Here is a 16420-nt window from a genome sequence, read left to right as displayed (position 1 = left end):
GCCGATCGGAGAACAGCGAAAGGCACGAGGTGACGGACTCTATGGCCGACATTGCACGCGTCGGAGTGGTGGGCTGTGGCCAGATGGGCGCAGGCATCGCGGAGGTGTGCGCGCGCAGCGGCCTCGACGTCAAGGTGGCCGAGACCACCGGCGAGGCGCTGGAGATCGGCCGCACCCGGCTCCACAATTCCCTCTCCAAGGCCGCCGAACGCGGCAAGATCACCGCGAAGGAGCGCGACGAGACCCTCGGCCGCCTCAGCTTCACCACCGACCTCGGAGAGTTCGCCGACCGCGATCTCGTCATCGAGGCCGTCGTGGAGAACGAGCAGGTCAAGACCGAGATTTTCCAGGTGCTGGACCAAGTGGTGACCCGGCAGGACGCGATCCTGGCCTCGAACACCTCGTCGATCCCGCTGGTGAAGCTGGCCGTGGCCACCTCCCGCCCGGACCAGGTCATCGGCATCCACTTCTTCAACCCGGCCCCGGTGCAGAAGCTCGTCGAGCTGATCCCCGCGCTGACCACCTCGGACGAGACGGTCAAGCGCGCCGAGGCGATGGTGCAGGACATACTGGGCAAGCACCCGATCCGCGCCCAGGACCGTTCCGGCTTCGTCGTCAACGCGCTGCTGATCCCGTACCTGCTCTCCGCGATCCGGATGTTCGAGTCGGGCATCGCCAGCCGCGAGGACATCGACAACGGCATGGAGATGGGCTGCGCCCACCCGATGGGCCCGCTCAAGCTCGCCGACCTGATCGGTCTCGACACGGTGGCCTCGGTCGCCGATTCGATGTACGCCGAGTACAAGGAGCCGCTGTACGCCGCTCCCCCGCTGCTCCAGCGCATGGTCGACGCGGGGCGGCTGGGCCGCAAGACGGGGTCGGGGTTCTACCCGTACGCCTGATCCGCCCACCCGCGTGTGCGAGGGGCCCGCGGCCCCTCGCACACGGCCGGGACGGTGTCAGCCCAGGCGTAAGTGGTGCAGCATCATGAGCCCGGCGGCCATCCCGGCGGCCGGGACCTCACCGCGGGCGATCATGTCGGGGACCAGCTTCAGCGGTATCCACTCACGGCGCGAGGACTCGAAGCCGTCGACCGGGTCACCGGTCCAGTCGGCCTCCTCGCCCCAGTAGAAGTGGTGCCGGGCGTCGGTGAGGCCGTTCGACGGCTCCACCGTCAGCAGCGGCCGCAGCGGGCCGGGACGCCAGCCGGTCTCCTCCTCCATCTCCCGGGCGGCCGCGGCCGCCGGCTGTTCCCCGTCCTCGACCACGCCCGCGGCGATCTCCCAGCCCCAGCTGTCGGTGATGAACCGGTGCCGCCACAGCAGCAGGACCTCGTTCGCCCCGTTGACGACGGTGGCCGCCGCGACGGCCCGGAGCCGGATCACGAAGTGGTCGAGATGGTGGCCGTCCGGCAGCACGACATCCGCCAGATTGACCCGGAACCAGCGATTCTCATACACATTTTGTTCGTTCAGGTTCGTCCACTGCACAGTTCTGCCACCTTCTGACTAGTAGGTGGCCATATCGCAGCAGACCAAGGCTCACAGCGGTACGCGCAGAGCCCCGTCGACGAGATCCGCGGCCCGGGCCGCCTCCGCGCTGCCGCTCGCGATCAGGTGTTCGCGCACGGCGCGCAGCCGGTCACGCAGCCGCTGCGACTCCACGCCCCTGGCGCGCTCCGCCATCTCCGCCGCCGTGACCGCGGCCCGGTCGGGCTCGCCCTGCCGCAGCTCGATCGTGGTCAGCATCGCCAGCCGGTGGACCCGGCCCCGGTCGTGCGCGGGGGTCCGCACCGCCGCCGCGGCGTGCTCCCTGGCGCCCGGCAGATCCCCGAGACGGAGCAGGGCCTCCGCCACCTGGACGTTGATCAGACCGGGCTGGACGTACCCCGTCTCGTCCGGCTCCTGACCGGGGCGGATCCTCTCCGCCTCGGACTCGGCGCGCCGGATGCACCGCAGGGCGCCCGGCCCGTCGCCGAGACGGGCGTACGCCTTGGCCTGCATCGCGTGGAGGTCGGCCGCGAGCGCGGGGGTGATGTCGCGGCCGGCGGCCCGCAGCGCCGCCTCCGCGAAGGCGACGGCCTGCCGGAAGTCGGCGAGGAAGAGCGACTGGTTCACCAGCAGGGCGATCACATAGCCGCCGAGCCCCCGGTCCCCGCTCGCCTTGGCCAGCCGCAACGCCTGGTGGAAGTAGCGCTGGGCGAGCCCGTGCGCGTCGGAGTCGTACGCGCAGATGCCGGCCACGGCGACCAGAGCGCCGGTGGCGCGGTGCAGTTGACGCCCCATCGCGTCGCTGTAGCCGCCGCGCAGCAGCGGGGCCGTCTCGGCGTTGAGGAAGCCGACGATGCGCGAACGCGTCGCGATTCCGCCCGCCCTGCGATACATCAGTTCGTAGTGGGCACGGGCGGCACGCAAGGTTGCTATGTCGGCCGGGCCGACGCGCTGCGGGCCGGTACGGGACACGTCCGTGTCCTCCGGCGGGTTCTCCCACTCCCAGACGGGCATCACCGCGGTGGTCCCCGTCACGGCCGGAGCGGCGACGAGATGGGGGCGCTGCTGTTCGTCGGAGCGCCACAGAGCGGTCGCCCGCTCCACGAATCCGGTGAGCGAGGAGTTCTGCGCGGGCGGGTGGCCGCCGACGAGGGCCGCCATGCCGATGTCGTCGAGCGAGAGCGCCCTGCGCAGCCGGTCCCCCAGCACCTCACAGATCAGGTCGGGCACCTGGCCGCGAGGCCGCTGGCCCTTCAGCCAGCGGGCGACGGCGGTGTGTTCGTACCGCAGGCACAGCCCTCGGGCACGGCCGGCCCGGTTCACATGTGCGGCGAGCCCGGCCCGGGAGACCCCCGCCTCGTCGATCAGAGCCTCCAGCATCGTGTTGGGCTCCATTGCCCCCATTGCCCCCTCCGACGGTTCGGCACGCCAGGACGTGTCGCCCCAGTGGAGCACGATTCACACGGGGTGTGAACGGAATGCCCGAACCGTCCCGCTGCGCACCCTGCCGGACCGGTCCGCGAATCGCTTGAATGAGTGCCTCGCAAGAGGCGGCCGGGTCGTCTGCTCCCCCTCGTACAGCACGACGACCCGCTCCCGCGCCGTCCGCTCTGCCGACCTGCCCGACACTCCGTGGCAGGGCGGACGGCGCAGGATCGCACGACCCACTGCCCACGGATCGGAGGGTTGTCACGGGGCCGGCCGGGAACCGGGTTCCCCCGGGCCGGGCCGGGGCCCGCGTGCGGTCCACCGCCCCTGGGCGAGCACACAGGAGGGGCGCATCCGGTGGCCGGATGCGCCCCTCCTCAGCGTGCGGATGCGGCGTTACGCGCCGCGCAGCACCGCGCCCGTACGCTCGGCGGCCAGAGCCACCGCCGCGTCACGGGCGGCACTCGCCTCGTCGACGGTCAGCGTGCGGTCCGTGGCGCGGAACCGCAGCGCGTATGCCAGGGACTTGCGGCCCCCGCCGATCTGCTCACCGGTGAACACGTCGAACAGGCGCAGCGACTCGAGGAGTTCACCGGCGCCGTCGCGCAGCGCCTGCTCCACGTCGGCGGCGGGTACGCCCCCGTCGACGACGAGCGCGACGTCCTGGGTCGCCACCGGGAAGGTGGAGATCCGCGGCGCCCGGAGCGCGCCGTCGACGGCCTGCTCCAGGACGTCGAGCTCGACCTCCATGGCGCAGGTCCGCTCGGGCAGGTGGAGCTCCTTGATGACGCGGGGGTGCAGCTCGCCCGCGTACCCGAAGAGGGTCTCCCGGCCGTCGACCGTCGCATACAGCGCGGCGCAGCGGCCCGGGTGCCAGGGCGCGTGCTGAGCGGCGCGGACCGTGAGGCCGACACCCGCCTCACGGGCGATGGTCCGGGCGGCCTCGACGGAGTCCGCCCAGTCGGCCGGGCGGCCCTTGCCCCACCAGCCGGCCTGCTCGCGGGCGCCCGCGAGGACGACGGCGGCGCGGCGCGGCTGACGCGGCAGTGCCGCGTCGAGCGTGGCGATCTCCTCGTCGGAGGGGCGCCGGTCGACGGGCAGCCGGACGGGCTTCGTCTCCTGACCGGTCGGCCGGAAGACCAGACCGGTCTCGAAGAGCGCGAGGTCGTGGCTGCCGCGGCCGTCGTTGCGCCGCAGTGCGCCGAGGAGGCCCGGCAGCAGCGTGGTGCGCAGCGACGGCTCCTCGTCGGAGAGCGGGTTGACAAGCTTGACCGTGCGGCGGCGGGCGTCGTCCGCCTCCAGGCCCAGCTGGTCCAGGACCGCCTCGCCGATGAACGGGTAGTTCAGCGCCTCGACGTAGCCCGCGCCCGCGAGGGCCCGGCCGACGCGGCGGTGCAGCCGCTGGCGGTCGGTGAGCCCGCGGCCCGACGGCGGGGTCGGGAGCGTGGACGGGAGGTTCTCGTAACCCTCCAGCCGGATGACCTCTTCGGCGAGGTCGTTCGGCTCGTTCAGGTCGGGCCGCCAGGACGGGGCCGTGACGAGGAGCTCGTCCTGCCCGTAGACGTCGCAGCCGACCTCCTGGAGGCGGCGTACGACGGTCTCGCGGCCGTAGGCGACGCCGGCCACCCTGTCCGGGTGGTCGGCGGCCATCGTGATGGTGCGGGGGCCGGACGGGGCGCTCACCTCGGTGACGCCCGCCTCGGCGGTGCCGCCGGCGAGCAGCACCAGCAGGTCGACGGTGCGCTGCGCCGCCGCTGCCGCGGCCTGCGGGTCGACACCGCGCTCGAAGCGCTTGGACGCCTCGGAGGCCAGCTTGTGGCGGCGCGCGGTCCGGGCGATCGAGATCGCGTCGAAGTGCGCGGCCTCGATGACGACCTCGGTGGTGTGCGTGTCCTCGGAGGCGTCGGCGATCTCGGTGTTGGCACCGCCCATGACGCCCGCGAGGCCGATCGGGCCGCGGTTGTCGGTGATGACGAGATCGGCGGCGTCCAGGACGCGGACCGTGCCGTCGAGCGTGGTGAGCTTCTCGCCCTGCTCGGCGCGGCGCACCCCGATCGGACCGTCGATCCGGGTCCGGTCGTAGGCGTGCAGCGGCTGGCCCAGTTCGAGCATCACGTAGTTGGTGACGTCGACGGCGAGCGAGATCGGCCGCATCCCGGCCTTCTGGAGCCGGCGCTGCATCCAGATCGGGGACCGGGCCTCGGGCTGCAGACCGACGACGGTGCGCGCGGTGAAGCGGTCGCAGCCGATCGGATCGGAGACCTTGACCGGGTAGCCGTACGCGTTGGGCGCGGGCACGTCCAGGAGCGCCGGGTCGCGCAGCGGCAGGCCGTAGGCGATGGCGGTCTCGCGGGCGACGCCGCGCATCGACAGGCAGTAGCCGCGGTCGGGCGTGACGGCGATGTCGAGGACCTCGTCGACGAGCTCGAGCAGCTCGATCGCGTCGGTGCCGACCTCGTGCTCCGGCGGCAGCACGATGATGCCGTGCGTGCCGTCGTCGCCCATGCCGAGCTCGTTGGTGGAGCAGATCATGCCGTGCGAGGTCTTGCCGTACGTCTTGCGGGCGGCGATCGCGAAGTCGCCGGGCAGCACGGCGCCGGGGAGGACCACGACGACCTTGTCGCCGACGGCGAAGTTACGGGCTCCGCAGACGATCTCCTGCGGCTCGCCGGTGCCGTTGGCGGAGCCGACGTCGACCGTGCAGAAGCGGATCGGCTTCTTGAAGCCCTCCAGCTCCTCGATGGTCAGCACCTTGCCGACGACCAGCGGGCCCTTGAGGCCGGCGCCGATCTGCTCGACGGTCTCGACCTCCAGGCCGACGGCGACGAGCTTGGCCTGTACGTCACGGCCGGTCTCGGTGGGCGGCAGGTCGACGTACTCCCGCAGCCAGGAAAGCGGGACGCGCATCAGATCTCCATCCCGAAGGGCCGGGTGAACCGGACGTCGCCTTCGACCATGTCTCGCATGTCTTCTACGTTGTGGCGGAACATCAGCATCCGCTCGATGCCGAACCCGAAGGCGAATCCGCTGTACTTCTGGGGGTCGACGCCGCAGGCGATGAGCACCTTGGGGTTGACCATGCCGCAGCCGCCGAGCTCGATCCAGCCCTCGCTGCCGCAGGTGCGGCAGGGGCGGTCGGGGTTGCCGACGGACTCGCCGCGGCAGACGTAGCAGACCATGTCCATCTCGGCGGACGGCTCGGTGAACGGGAAGAAGTTCGGCCGCAGCCGGGTCTTCATGTCCGGGCCGAAGAGCGCCTGGACCATGTGGTCGAGGGTGCCCTTCAGGTCGGCCATGGTGAGGCCCTCGTCGACGGCGAGCAGCTCGATCTGGTGGAAGACCGGGGTGTGCGTGGCGTCGAGCTCGTCGGTCCGGTAGACCCGGCCGGGGCAGACGACGTAGACCGGGGGCTCACGGTCGAGCAGGGTGCGGGCCTGGACCGGCGAGGTGTGCGTGCGCAGGACGACACCGGACTCGTCGTTCTTCGCGCCGTCGGCGCCCTCGACGAAGAAGGTGTCCTGCATCTGCCGGGCCGGGTGGTCGGGCACGAAGTTCAGGGCGTCGAAGTTGAACCACTCGGCCTCGGCCTCGGGGCCCTCGGCGACCTCGTAGCCCATGGCCACGAAGACGTCGGCGACGCGCTCCATGATCGTCGTCAGCGGGTGGCGTGCGCCGGCCGGGGTGCGGTCGTACGGCAGCGTGACGTCCACCGCCTCCTCGACCAGGACCCGGGCGTCCCGCTCGGCCTCCAGCTCCGTCTGGCGGGCGGCGAGCGCCCTGCCCACGGCGGCGCGGGCCTGGCCCACGCGCTTGCCGGCCTCGGCCTTCGCCTGCGGCGGCAGCGCGCCGATCTCGCGGTTGGCGAGTGACAGGGGCGAGGTTCCACCGGTGTGCGCGGTCTTCGCCTGGGCGAGCGCGTCGAGGTCACCCGCGGCGGCGAAGGCGGCGAACGCCTCGTCCCGGATGCGCTCGATCTCTTCCGGTTTCAGTGCCTCGACCTCGACTGGGTCGTACGACTTGTTCGGTGCCGACATCTCTTCCCGTACTTCCGATTGGCTGGTGGCGCGGCCCCGCTCGACGACTGGAGGACGCAAAGGTGCCAAAGGTCGAGTCTAAGGGCCACAGGATGTGTGGGCCGCCCGCGGTCCGCTCCAGGCCTTGGAGCGTCCGGGAATCAGGGGACTGCGTGGCGGGCTCCGTCACCCGCCCCCTGGTTCCCGGACGCCCCTACTTCATGTAGGCCGGCGTACTCACGGGCAGAATAAATCGGAACTCGGCGCCGCCCCCGGGGCCGCGGCCGACGGTGATGGTGCCGCCGTGCGCCTCGACGATGCCCTTGACGATGTAGAGGCCCAGGCCGGTGCCGCCTCGCTTGCTCCCCCGCCAGAAACGGGTGAAGACACGGGCCATCGATTCCTCGGGGATGCCGGGGCCTTCGTCGCTCACGGTGACCGCCGTTCCCTTCTCGTCGCTCTTGGCCGGTGCGGGTGCCACCTCGATGGTGACGGTTCCCTCGCCGTGGCGCACCGCGTTTTCCAGCAGGTTGCCGAGCACCTGGTCGACCTTGTCCGGGTCCGCCCACACCACGGGCAGCGGCTGGCAGGTGCGGACGAGGAACCGGCCGGGGTCCTGGCCGGCGGCGGTGAGCGCCTGGACGTGGCGTTCGACGGCGGCGGACAGGTCCACGGGCTGGCGGCGCAGCTCCAGGCGCCCCGAGTCGATCCGGGAGATGTCCAGAAGCTCGGTGATCAGGCGGGTGACCCGGTTGGCGTCGGCGTCGACGGTCTCCAGCATCAGCCGCTTCTGGTCGTCGGTGAACCGCTCCCACTTGGCCAGCAGTGTGGCGGTGAAGCCCTTCACGGACGTCAGCGGCGAGCGCAGCTCGTGCGCGACGGTCGCGATGAGCTCGGCGTGACTGCGTTCGTTGCGGCGGCGGGCCTCGGTGCCGCGCAGGCTGACCACCAGACGCCGTACGGGGCCGGTCGGGCTGTCGCGCACGTAGCGGGCGGAGACGAGGACCTCACGGCCGCCGGGCAGCAGGAGGTGGCGTTCGGGCTGGCCGACGCGGGTGGCGAGGCCGCCGTAGGGATCGGTCAGCTCCCACCAGCGGCGGCCCTTGAGGTCCTCCAGCGGCAGGGCGTGTGCCAGCGGGCGGCCGAGTGCGGCGGCCCGGGGCACGGCGGTGATCCGCGCGGCGGCGGCGTTGAAGCAGATGACCCGGCCGGTCTCGTCCGCGACGACGAGCCCGTCGGGCAGGTCGTCCGGGTCCATCGCCTGGCCGACTGATCCGATGCTCACGACGGTGTCCCCGTCCGGCTCCTCGGCGGGGCGCACGACGGCCTCCGCGCGCGCCCGCGGGCCGCTCATGCCGACAGCCATATCCCGTACCCCACCTCTCGAACCGGTGCAGTGGGCCCCCGAGTTCGTCACCCTACTAGTCGCCGGTGACGGAGCGACACCCTGCGGGGGCTCGTGGGGCGGTGCGGGGGCGCGGGACGACTCAGCCGGCGCCGGGGCGGGGGCGCTGGGCGCGTGCGGAGGCGTACAGGCAGACGGCGGCGGCGGTGGCGAGGTTGAGGCTCTCCGCCCTGCCGTGGATCGGTACGCGTACGACGGCGTCGGCCAGTGCCCGGGTCTCCTCGGGCAGCCCCCAGGCCTCGTTGCCGAAGACCCAGGCGGTGGGCCCGCCCATGGTGCCGGCGTCGAGTTCGTCGTCGAGGTCGTCCTCGCCCGCGCCGTCGGCGGCGAGGATCCGTACGCCCGCGTCCCGCAGCCCCTGCACGGCCTGCTCGACGGGGACGCCCACGGCGACCGGCAGGTGGAAGAGCGAGCCGACGGACGCGCGTACGGACTTGGGGTTGTACAGGTCCACGGAGGCGTCGGTGAGAACGACCGCGTCGGCTCCCGCGGCGTCGGCGCAGCGCAGCACCGTACCGGCGTTCCCCGGGTCGCGGACGTTCGCCAGGACGGCGACCAGCTTCGGCCGTGCGGCGATGACGGCCTCGAAGGGCGTGTCCAGGAAGCGGCAGACGCCGATCAGGCCCTGTGGGGTGACGGTCTGGGACACGTCGGCCAGGACCTCGCTGTCGGCGAGCTGAATCCGGGCGCCCGCCGCGTGGGCGGCCTCCACGATGGCCTCGTACCGCTCGGCGGCCTCGACGGTGGCGAACAGCTCGATGAGGGTCGGCTCGCCGTCGCTGCCGCGGTGGTCCGCGGCCTCGCGTACGGCCTGCGGCCCCTCGGCGATGAACCTGCGCTCCTTGCCGCGGAAGTTGCGCCTGGCCAGCCGCCGGGCGGCGGCGACCCGTGGCGATCGCGGGGAGATCAGTTCGGGGGTGCCCATGTCGGCGGCGAGCCTCTCTGGTGACGGAGGTACTGGGTCTGCAACGCACCGGACCCGCAGACGGCGTGCGCCTGCGGGTCCGGCTCAGAAGCCAAGAAGTGCGGCCTGGATCAGGCGGCCTTCGGGGCGTTGACGTCGCTCGGGAGGGCCTTCTGGGCAACCTCGACGAGGGCGGCGAACGCGTTGGCGTCGTTGACCGCGAGCTCGGCCAGGATCTTGCGGTCCACCTCGATGTTGGCGGCCTTCAGACCCTGGATGAGGCGGTTGTACGTCATGCCGTTCTGGCGGGCAGCGGCGTTGATGCGCTGGATCCACAGCTGACGGAAGTCGCCCTTGCGCTTCTTGCGGTCGTTGTAGTTGTAGACCAGGGAGTGGGTGACCTGCTCCTTGGCCTTGCGGTACAGGCGCGAGCGCTGACCGCGGTAACCGCTGGCGGCCTCGAGAATTGCCCGGCGCTTCTTGTGGGCGTTGACTGCCCGCTTGACGCGTGCCACTTGTTAACTCCTTGTAGCGGGGCCGTGGTTGTCCTCACACGGCCCGGAAACGAATTGGTCCCGGTCGGATCGAGGGCGCGTCCCAGGTGTCACCGGGGACGACGGCCTCACTTGCCGAGAAGCTTCTTGATCTTCTTGGCGTCGGCCGGAGCCACGACGACCGTGCCGGTCAGCGAGCGGGTCTTCTTGGACGACTTGTGCTCGAGCAGGTGGCGCTTGCCGGCCCTCTCGCGGAGCACCTTGCCGGAGCCGGTGATCTTGAAGCGCTTGCTGGCACCGCTGTGCGTCTTGTTCTTCGGCATCGCGCCGTTCTCTCCTCGTCAGTGGCGCCCCTCTCGGTGCGGGCACCGGACTGCAGGGGCGTCAGATCTTGGTGGGATTCCGGGGGGACCCGGGGGGCGCCTGGATGGCAGCCCCCGGAGGTCACGCCTCGGAAGGTGTCTCGGCCGGAGCCTCGGAGACGGCCTCGGCGGGAGCCTCGGCAGTCTCGTCCGCAGCCTCGGCGTCGGGGGTGTATCCCTGACGCTCCGCCTTGCGGGCGGCCTGGGCCTCGCGGGCCTCGGCCATGGCTTCGGTCTTCTTCTTGTGCGGGCCCAGAACCATGATCATGTTCCGGCCGTCCTGCTTCGGGTTGGACTCGATGAAGCCGAGTTCCTCCACGTCCGAAGCCAGACGCTGAAGCAGTCGGAAGCCAAGCTCGGGGCGGGACTGCTCACGACCACGGAACATGATCGTGATCTTGACCTTGTCGCCCTGCTTGAGGAACCGGACGACGTGACCCTTCTTGGTGTCATAGTCGTGCGGGTCGATCTTCGGCCGGAGCTTCATCTCCTTGATGACCGTGTGCGCCTGGTTCTTGCGCGCCTCACGGGCCTTCATGGCCGACTCGTACTTGAACTTCCCGTAGTCCATGAGCTTGCACACGGGCGGACGGGCGGTAGCCGCCACCTCGACCAGGTCGAGGTCGTACTCCTGTGCGAGTTCCAGGGCCTTGGCAAGCGGAACAATCCCGACCTGCTCGCCGCTGGGACCGACAAGTCGCACCTCGGGTACGCGAATCCGGTCGTTGATGCGGGGCTCGGCGCTGATGGATCCTCCTCGGTAGCACCACGCGACCGCCTGGCGGACAGCCACGTAACGTCTGTTTCGACAGACCAACCGTGCGGGACCATGAAAAAAGCCCCACCGGGACACAGGCGGGGCTCCATAACAACCGGAACACCGCCGCGGTCAACCGCGGGGCGCATCGGGCGGCTCCATCGTCCGTACGGAACGATGGGCGCCACCTGACCGGATGACCCGCCGTCCTGGGGACGGTCAGGTGGGAGATCGGAGCCTCCACTTGTGGGCCGGACACATAGGTGCCCAGCCGGTCGTTACACAAGGTTAGCAGCTCCCCCGGGCGTGCGCTAACCAGTCGTCGCACGGCACTCCCGCAGACGGAACGGGTCTGCCGTGGGCCTATCGTATGGCGCATGAGTGACGCGACCCCCACCAGTGATTCCCCCGGCTTCGACGAGATGGCCCGCGACATCGCGGAGGTGCCCGCGGTCGAGGTGATCGTGACGGTCGCGGTCAATCTGATGAGCGCCGCCGCCGTGAAACTCGGGCTGACCGAGGACGGCGACGACCACAAGGACCTCGACGAGGCCCGCAAGCTGGTCCACGCGCTGGCCGGCCTGCTGGACGCCAGCACGACGGAGATCAGCTCCTTCCACGCGGCACCGCTGCGTGACGGCCTGAAGTCCCTGCAGCTCGCGTTCCGCGAGGCCTCGCTCGTACCGGACGAGCCCGGCCAGGGCCCCGGCGAGAAGTACACCGGCCCGGTCTTCGGCTGATCCCGCTCCCTCCCGCCTCTTCCACCCGTGAGCCCCCTGCCCGGTCCGGCAGGGGGCTCACGGCGTACGTGACCGGGATCAGCCGCGGACGGGCTCCGGCTGCCGGCCCGGGACGGGGTGGGTCAGCCGGTGCACGAGCGCCGCGATCACCCCGCCGACCAGTGGGGCCACCAGGAACAGCCAGAGCTGGGAGAGTGCCGCGCCGCCCGCGAACAGGGCGGGGCCCAGACTGCGGGCCGGGTTGACCGAGGTGCCGGTGAGCGGGATGCCGACCAGGTGGATCACGGCGAGCGCGATACCGATGGGCAGGCCGTCGAAGCCGATGACGGCGACCTTGTGGGTCACCGCCAGCACGACGAAGACCAGCAGGAACGTCAGCATCACCTCGGCGAGGAAGGCCCCGCCCAGGCTGAGGTGCACGTCCGAGCGGTCGCCGTAGCCGTTGCTGCCGAACGTTCCGCTCGTCCGCAGTCCCGGCACCTGCTTGGCGAGCAGGAACAGCACGGCGGCACCGGCGATGCCGCCGAGGAGCTGGACGATCCAGTACGTCACCGCCGTCCGCACGCCGATCCGCCGTGCGGTCAGCATCCCCAGCGTCACCGCCGGGTTGAGGTGGCAGCCGGATATCGGACCCAGCGCGTAGGCGAGGGCGAGCAGCACGAAGCCGAAGGACAGGGCGATGCCCACGGTCCCGATGTACTCGGCGCCCAGTACCGCCGATCCGACTCCGAAGAAGACCAGCAGCAGTGTGCCGAGAAACTCCGACACAGCTGTCCGCGTCTGCATACAACCACCTCGCGAAGATCGGGAGAATCATCAGTTTTCTCCGCAATTCTCCGGCGGATGGTGGCTTCGCGCCCGTTGGGCCGGTCGGGTGATCAGCGCGTGAAGAGGGCCTCACCGGGCGTGTGCGCGTCGGCCGGGAGCAGCGCGAGGTCCAGGCCGCGGACCAGCCGGGCGCGCAGCACCTCGTTCGCCGCCAGCGACCGCGCGACCCGGCCGGCCGCCTCGGCCGGATCGGCGTCCGCCGTCAGCACCAGGGCGAGGGTGCCGTCGGCGCGGCCCGGTCCGAGGTGGGCGCGGCGCACCGCGGGCTCCGCTGCGACGGTGTCCCGCACCGCCGCCCGGACGGCGGGGTCGTCGAGCGGGTCGGCGCTGGTACGGCCCTCGGCGAGGGCGAGCAGAGCGGATCCGGCCAGCGCGAAGGCCACCGGTCCGGCGAGGTCGAGCACCACGGTGTCGGCCTTCTCGTGCGCGGCGGCCTGGAGGGCCTGGTGCAGAGGCACGGCTACGGGGCGGGCCTGCGGGTCCCAGCGGGCCAGCGAGGCGGTGGAGGTGAAGGCGGGCAGGGCGCGGCGGTCACCGGCCTGGAGGGTGGGGACCGCCATGTCGCTGGTCTTCTCCCGGCGCAGCCCCTTCTCGTCCTCCTCCACCTCGCCGAGGACGGCCACCACGGGAACGAGGAGACGGGCCCCCTTGAGGGCTTCGAGTACCGGGCCCACGGCCTTGCGGTCCTCGGCCCAGGCAGCGAGCGCCGTGGTGAGGGCGGGGTCGGCCGTGCCGTCGTCGTCGGAGTATCCGGGGTCCGGAATGTTCTTCTGCGCCACAGGGCGAGCGTAGTGCCTGGGCGTTCTCATCCTGCCGACAGGTCGGACTCAGCCCGCTCTCAGCTGCGGTTCCTAGCGTCGGATCATGCCCCGACACAGAATCCGCAGATCCGCGCTGTCCGCGACCGTGGCGGCCACGGTCGCGCTGGCCGGTTCGGCCGCCGGGGGCGCGTATCTGGCCGGCCGGTCGCCGGATCACGCGCCCGCCGCCGCGGCTTCCGTATCGTCCCTCCCACCGGCCGCGACCGCTCCGGTCGCGGCGGCGAGCGAGGAGCCGGTGGTGGAACTCGACGCGGAACTGGCCACGGCACTCAAACCGCTGCTGGCTGGTTCGGACACGGCGGCCGTGTCGGTGGCCGTGCTGGACGGCGGCAGCGGAACGCGTGCGGTGTACGGGGGCGGTGACGCGACGTACGACACCGCGAGCATCGTCAAGGTCGACATTCTGGCGGCGCTGCTGCTCCGGGCCCAGGACGAGGACCGGGTGCTGACGGCCGGCGAGCGCGCCCACGCGGTCGCGATGATCGAGCGGAGCGACAACGCGTCCGCCACCGCGCTGCTGGCGGCCGTGGGCGGGACCTCCGCCCTGGACGCCGCCAACGAGCGGCTCGGTCTCACCGCGACGACGGCCGCGCGGGCCTGGGGGCTGACGCGGACGACCGCGGCCGACCAGCTGACGCTGCTGGAGGCGGTGTTCGGCACGGGCACGGACACGGAGCTGAGTCAGGCGTCCCGGACGTATCTGCGGGGGCTGATGGCACAGGTCGAGGCCGACCAGCAGTGGGGGGTGTCGGCGGCGGGCAGCGCCTGGGCGCTCAAGAACGGCTGGATGCCGCGTACCGCCACCGGGCTGTGGAACATCAACAGCATCGGGCAGGTGACGGCGGACGGGCGGAGCTACCTGGTGGCGGTGCTGTCCGGCGGTCAGCCGACCAAGGAGGCGGGTGTCGCCCTCGTGGAGGCGGTGGCGAAGGCGGCTGTGGACGTGGTGCGGACCGGCGCCGGCGGATGAGGCCCGGTCAGCGCCGGAAGGCGGCGAAGCGGCCGCGCCACAGGACGACGGCCAGGGCCAGCAGGACCGCGCCGAGGCCGCCCGCCGCCGGGGCGAACCAGCCGGCGGGGCCGTCGTCCGCGCGAGGCGGGGTGGGGCCGGAGCCGAAGTACTGCTTGCGGTAACCGGCCGCGGCGGAGTCGGTGCGCAGCCCGGCAGGGGGCAGGGAGGCGCCCGCCTTGATGGCCGCTGCCGGGTCGACGATGCCGTAGCCCCGGGCGTCGTCGCGGCCGGCGGACGGGGCGCTGCGGGCGGTGTCCGTGAGGAGCTTCTTGATCTGGACGGGCGTCAGGTCCGGGTGCGCGGCACGCACCAGCGCGACCGCGCCGGAGACGAACGCCGAGGCGGCGGAGGTGCCCCACTCCACGTAGTACTTGCGGTCGGGTGCGGGGACGACGATGCCGACCCCGGGCGCGCTCACGGTGGCGTACCAGCGGCGGGTGGAGAACGAGGCGTGGGTGCCGTACCGGTCGACCGCGGCGACCGCGATCACGCCCGGGTAGGCGGCCGGGTACGAGATGTGGTCGCCCTTCTCGCCCCCGTTGCCGGAGGAGGCGACGACGACCGCGCCCTTCTTCAGCGCGTACTGGACGGCGGCGTCCTCGGCGGGTTCGGGGTGCGCGGACTCGCTGTCGTCGCCGAGGGAGAGGTTGATGACGTCGGCGCCGTGGTCGGCGGCCCAGCGGATGCCGTCGGCGAGGGCGGTGCCGCGGGTCTTGCGGGCCTTGGCGCGGGCCGGGTCGCTCGCTTCGAGGATGACCCGGACGGGGAGGATCTTCGCCTCGGGTGCGATGCCGATGACGCCCTCACCGTCTCCGCTGCCGTGGCCCCGGCCTGCGATGATCCCGGCCATCGCGGTGCCGTGCCTGGCCCATGACCGGTCGCCGCGACCGGCGCCGAACCCGATCATGTCCTTGCCGGGGAGCACCTGGCCCGTCAGGTCGGGCAGGCTGCCGTCGACCCCGGTGTCGACGACGGCGACGGTGACGCCCTTGCCGCGGGTGGTCTGCCAGGCCCGGTCCGTGTGGAGGGCGTCCAGGCCCCACTGCCGGGCCCGGATGGTGTCCGCGCCGGCCGGGACCGCGGGCAGCAGCGCGAACGCGGTGGCGGCGCAGACCGCGCCGAGGAGTCTGCGGGAGCGGACGCGGCGGGTCATTCGGGCTTCTCCGTGAGATCGGCGACGGTGGTGCGCAGTCCCCGCTCGACGCGGTCGGCCAGGCCCTTGGCCTCGTGCCCGAGTCCGGCCTGCGCCGCCGCCGTCGTGGCGTTCGCCGCCATGGCCTTCCCGGCCGGCTGCGGGTCGGCGACCTCGCGCCCGTCGGCGAAGCCGGTGACGGCGAACGCCACGACGGGTACCTCGGTCAGTACGTGCACGGTCCAGCTGGCACGCTGCCGGTCGCCGAACCCGGCGGCGGGGCTGTTCTTCACGGGGTACGCGCGCGGCATCAGGTCGGTGCGGGCGTCGAGGTGCTCCGCGGCGTACCGGGAACCGAGCGCCCGCATCGCCTCGGTGTCGCCCTCGGTGAAGACCAGTCCGACCGTGGTGACGCTGCTGCTCGTCGCGTCGGTGTACGTGGCGCGGAGCAGGCGGGCACAGCCGACCGGCCGCAGGAGCTTGAGCAGCAGCGGGTCGAGTGCGCCCGTGCAGCCGCTGTCCGGGGCCACGGCGAGCCTGGTCCAGATCCGGTCGGCGCCGCCGGGACCCGCGCCGTCGCCCTTGAGCGTCCGGGGGAAGAGCGTGTCGACCGGGATGCTGTGCCAGGCCTGCCGGCCCACGGTGTAGGCGCTGTGGGCGGCGGGATCGGCGGAGGAGTCGCTGATGAGCCAGCTACCGGTGGCGGCCCCGCCGATCAGACCGAGTCCGAGCACGACGCAGACCGCGGCGGCTGCCGTCCTGAAGGGGTGCCGGGTGCGCACGGGCCGGAGCCGGGTGGTGGTCTCGGCGGGCGTCTCGGCCGGGGCCGGGGTGTACGGGTACGGGGCGGCCGGCCCGGGCCGGAGCGGCGGACCGCCGAGTTCCACGGCGCCCACCGGCCGCCGCCGGGTCGCCGCGGGAGGTGCGGCGGGCGGGTGCGGCGGGAACGCCGGGGCGGCGGACGGAGCGGGAGGCGCGGCGGGCCGTGCCGGGGGGACGGGGCGCAGGCGGGCGGTCGTCTCCGCGGGGGGCGG

At 72.4% G+C, this 16420-nt stretch carries 16 protein-coding genes; 3 read left to right on the top strand and 13 right to left on the bottom strand.

Annotated features, from left to right (window positions below):
• Positions 1 to 41: 41 nt before the first annotated feature.
• Entirely contained in the window at positions 42 to 902 is an 861-nt protein-coding gene (locus ACIQMX_RS26730) for a 3-hydroxybutyryl-CoA dehydrogenase (RefSeq protein WP_402481757.1), read from the top strand.
• A gap of 57 nt (positions 903 to 959) precedes the next feature.
• Here ACIQMX_RS26730 and ACIQMX_RS26725 read toward each other — a convergent pair whose 3' ends face one another.
• The 9 genes from ACIQMX_RS26725 to infC all read right to left on the bottom strand — a co-directional run bounded on the left by ACIQMX_RS26725 (position 960) and on the right by infC (position 10889).
• Entirely contained in the window at positions 960 to 1490 is a 531-nt protein-coding gene (locus ACIQMX_RS26725) for an NUDIX domain-containing protein (protein ID WP_363077098.1), read from the bottom strand.
• 51 nt (positions 1491 to 1541) lie between these two features.
• Entirely contained in the window at positions 1542 to 2885 is a 1344-nt protein-coding gene (locus tag ACIQMX_RS26720; protein ID WP_363077214.1) for a transcriptional regulator, read from the bottom strand.
• A gap of 429 nt (positions 2886 to 3314) precedes the next feature.
• Positions 3315 to 5825, bottom strand: a complete 2511-nt coding sequence (gene pheT, locus ACIQMX_RS26715; protein WP_402481753.1) for a phenylalanine--tRNA ligase subunit beta — start codon at positions 5823 to 5825, stop codon at positions 3315 to 3317.
• The gene (pheS, locus tag ACIQMX_RS26710) at positions 5825 to 6952 is read right to left on the bottom strand and encodes a phenylalanine--tRNA ligase subunit alpha (RefSeq protein WP_145762505.1); all 1128 of its coding nucleotides are present in this window, start codon (positions 6950 to 6952) and stop codon (positions 5825 to 5827) included. The genes pheT and pheS overlap by 1 nt, the downstream gene beginning before the upstream one ends.
• A gap of 193 nt (positions 6953 to 7145) precedes the next feature.
• Positions 7146 to 8297, bottom strand: coding sequence for an ATP-binding protein (locus tag ACIQMX_RS26705; protein WP_402481750.1), 1152 nt, complete (start codon positions 8295 to 8297; stop codon positions 7146 to 7148).
• Positions 8298 to 8418: 121 nt separating this feature from the next.
• Positions 8419 to 9261, bottom strand: a complete 843-nt coding sequence (locus tag ACIQMX_RS26700) for an RNA methyltransferase (protein WP_363077102.1) — start codon at positions 9259 to 9261, stop codon at positions 8419 to 8421.
• 110 nt (positions 9262 to 9371) lie between these two features.
• Entirely contained in the window at positions 9372 to 9755 is a 384-nt protein-coding gene (gene rplT, locus ACIQMX_RS26695; RefSeq protein ID WP_003970214.1) for a 50S ribosomal protein L20, read from the bottom strand.
• A gap of 107 nt (positions 9756 to 9862) precedes the next feature.
• On the bottom strand, positions 9863 to 10057 hold the full coding sequence (gene rpmI, locus ACIQMX_RS26690; RefSeq protein WP_003970213.1) for a 50S ribosomal protein L35: 195 nt from the start codon (positions 10055 to 10057) through the stop codon (positions 9863 to 9865).
• 121 nt (positions 10058 to 10178) lie between these two features.
• Entirely contained in the window at positions 10179 to 10889 is a 711-nt protein-coding gene (infC, locus tag ACIQMX_RS26685; protein ID WP_402481745.1) for a translation initiation factor IF-3, read from the bottom strand.
• A 341-nt stretch (positions 10890 to 11230) separates the two neighbouring features.
• On the opposite strand from infC, the gene ACIQMX_RS26680 reads away from it, so the two are divergent.
• Positions 11231 to 11593, top strand: coding sequence for a DUF1844 domain-containing protein (locus ACIQMX_RS26680; RefSeq protein ID WP_363077106.1), 363 nt, complete (start codon positions 11231 to 11233; stop codon positions 11591 to 11593).
• A 78-nt stretch (positions 11594 to 11671) separates the two neighbouring features.
• On the opposite strand, the gene ACIQMX_RS26675 is transcribed toward ACIQMX_RS26680, so the two are convergent.
• The gene (locus ACIQMX_RS26675) at positions 11672 to 12379 is read right to left on the bottom strand and encodes an MIP family channel protein (RefSeq protein WP_402481742.1); all 708 of its coding nucleotides are present in this window, start codon (positions 12377 to 12379) and stop codon (positions 11672 to 11674) included.
• Between the two features lie 92 nt (positions 12380 to 12471).
• Positions 12472 to 13200: an SseB family protein gene (locus ACIQMX_RS26670; RefSeq protein ID WP_402481739.1), complete on the bottom strand. Its 729-nt coding sequence runs from the start codon at positions 13198 to 13200 to the stop codon at positions 12472 to 12474.
• An 85-nt stretch (positions 13201 to 13285) separates the two neighbouring features.
• Here ACIQMX_RS26670 and ACIQMX_RS26665 point away from each other — a divergent pair, with 85 nt between their 5' ends.
• Positions 13286 to 14212 (top strand): serine hydrolase, encoded by a 927-nt coding sequence (locus tag ACIQMX_RS26665; protein WP_402481737.1) that lies wholly within the window; start codon positions 13286 to 13288, stop codon positions 14210 to 14212.
• Positions 14213 to 14219: 7 nt separating this feature from the next.
• Here the strand turns inward: ACIQMX_RS26665 and mycP are convergent, their stop codons facing one another.
• Both mycP and ACIQMX_RS26655 read right to left on the bottom strand, forming a co-directional pair.
• Entirely contained in the window at positions 14220 to 15407 is a 1188-nt protein-coding gene (mycP, locus tag ACIQMX_RS26660) for a type VII secretion-associated serine protease mycosin (protein ID WP_402481734.1), read from the bottom strand.
• Positions 15404 to 16282: a hypothetical protein gene (locus tag ACIQMX_RS26655; protein WP_402481931.1), complete on the bottom strand. Its 879-nt coding sequence runs from the start codon at positions 16280 to 16282 to the stop codon at positions 15404 to 15406. The genes mycP and ACIQMX_RS26655 overlap by 4 nt, the downstream gene beginning before the upstream one ends.
• Positions 16283 to 16420 lie beyond the last annotated feature (138 nt).

The sequence above is a fragment of the Streptomyces sp. NPDC091416 genome (assembly GCF_044756845.1).
In the GTDB taxonomy this organism is placed as follows: Bacteria; Actinomycetota; Actinomycetes; order Streptomycetales; family Streptomycetaceae; genus Streptomyces.
Note: the sequence above shows the minus strand (reverse complement) of the source record. Positions and strands in the feature narration are given on the sequence as shown.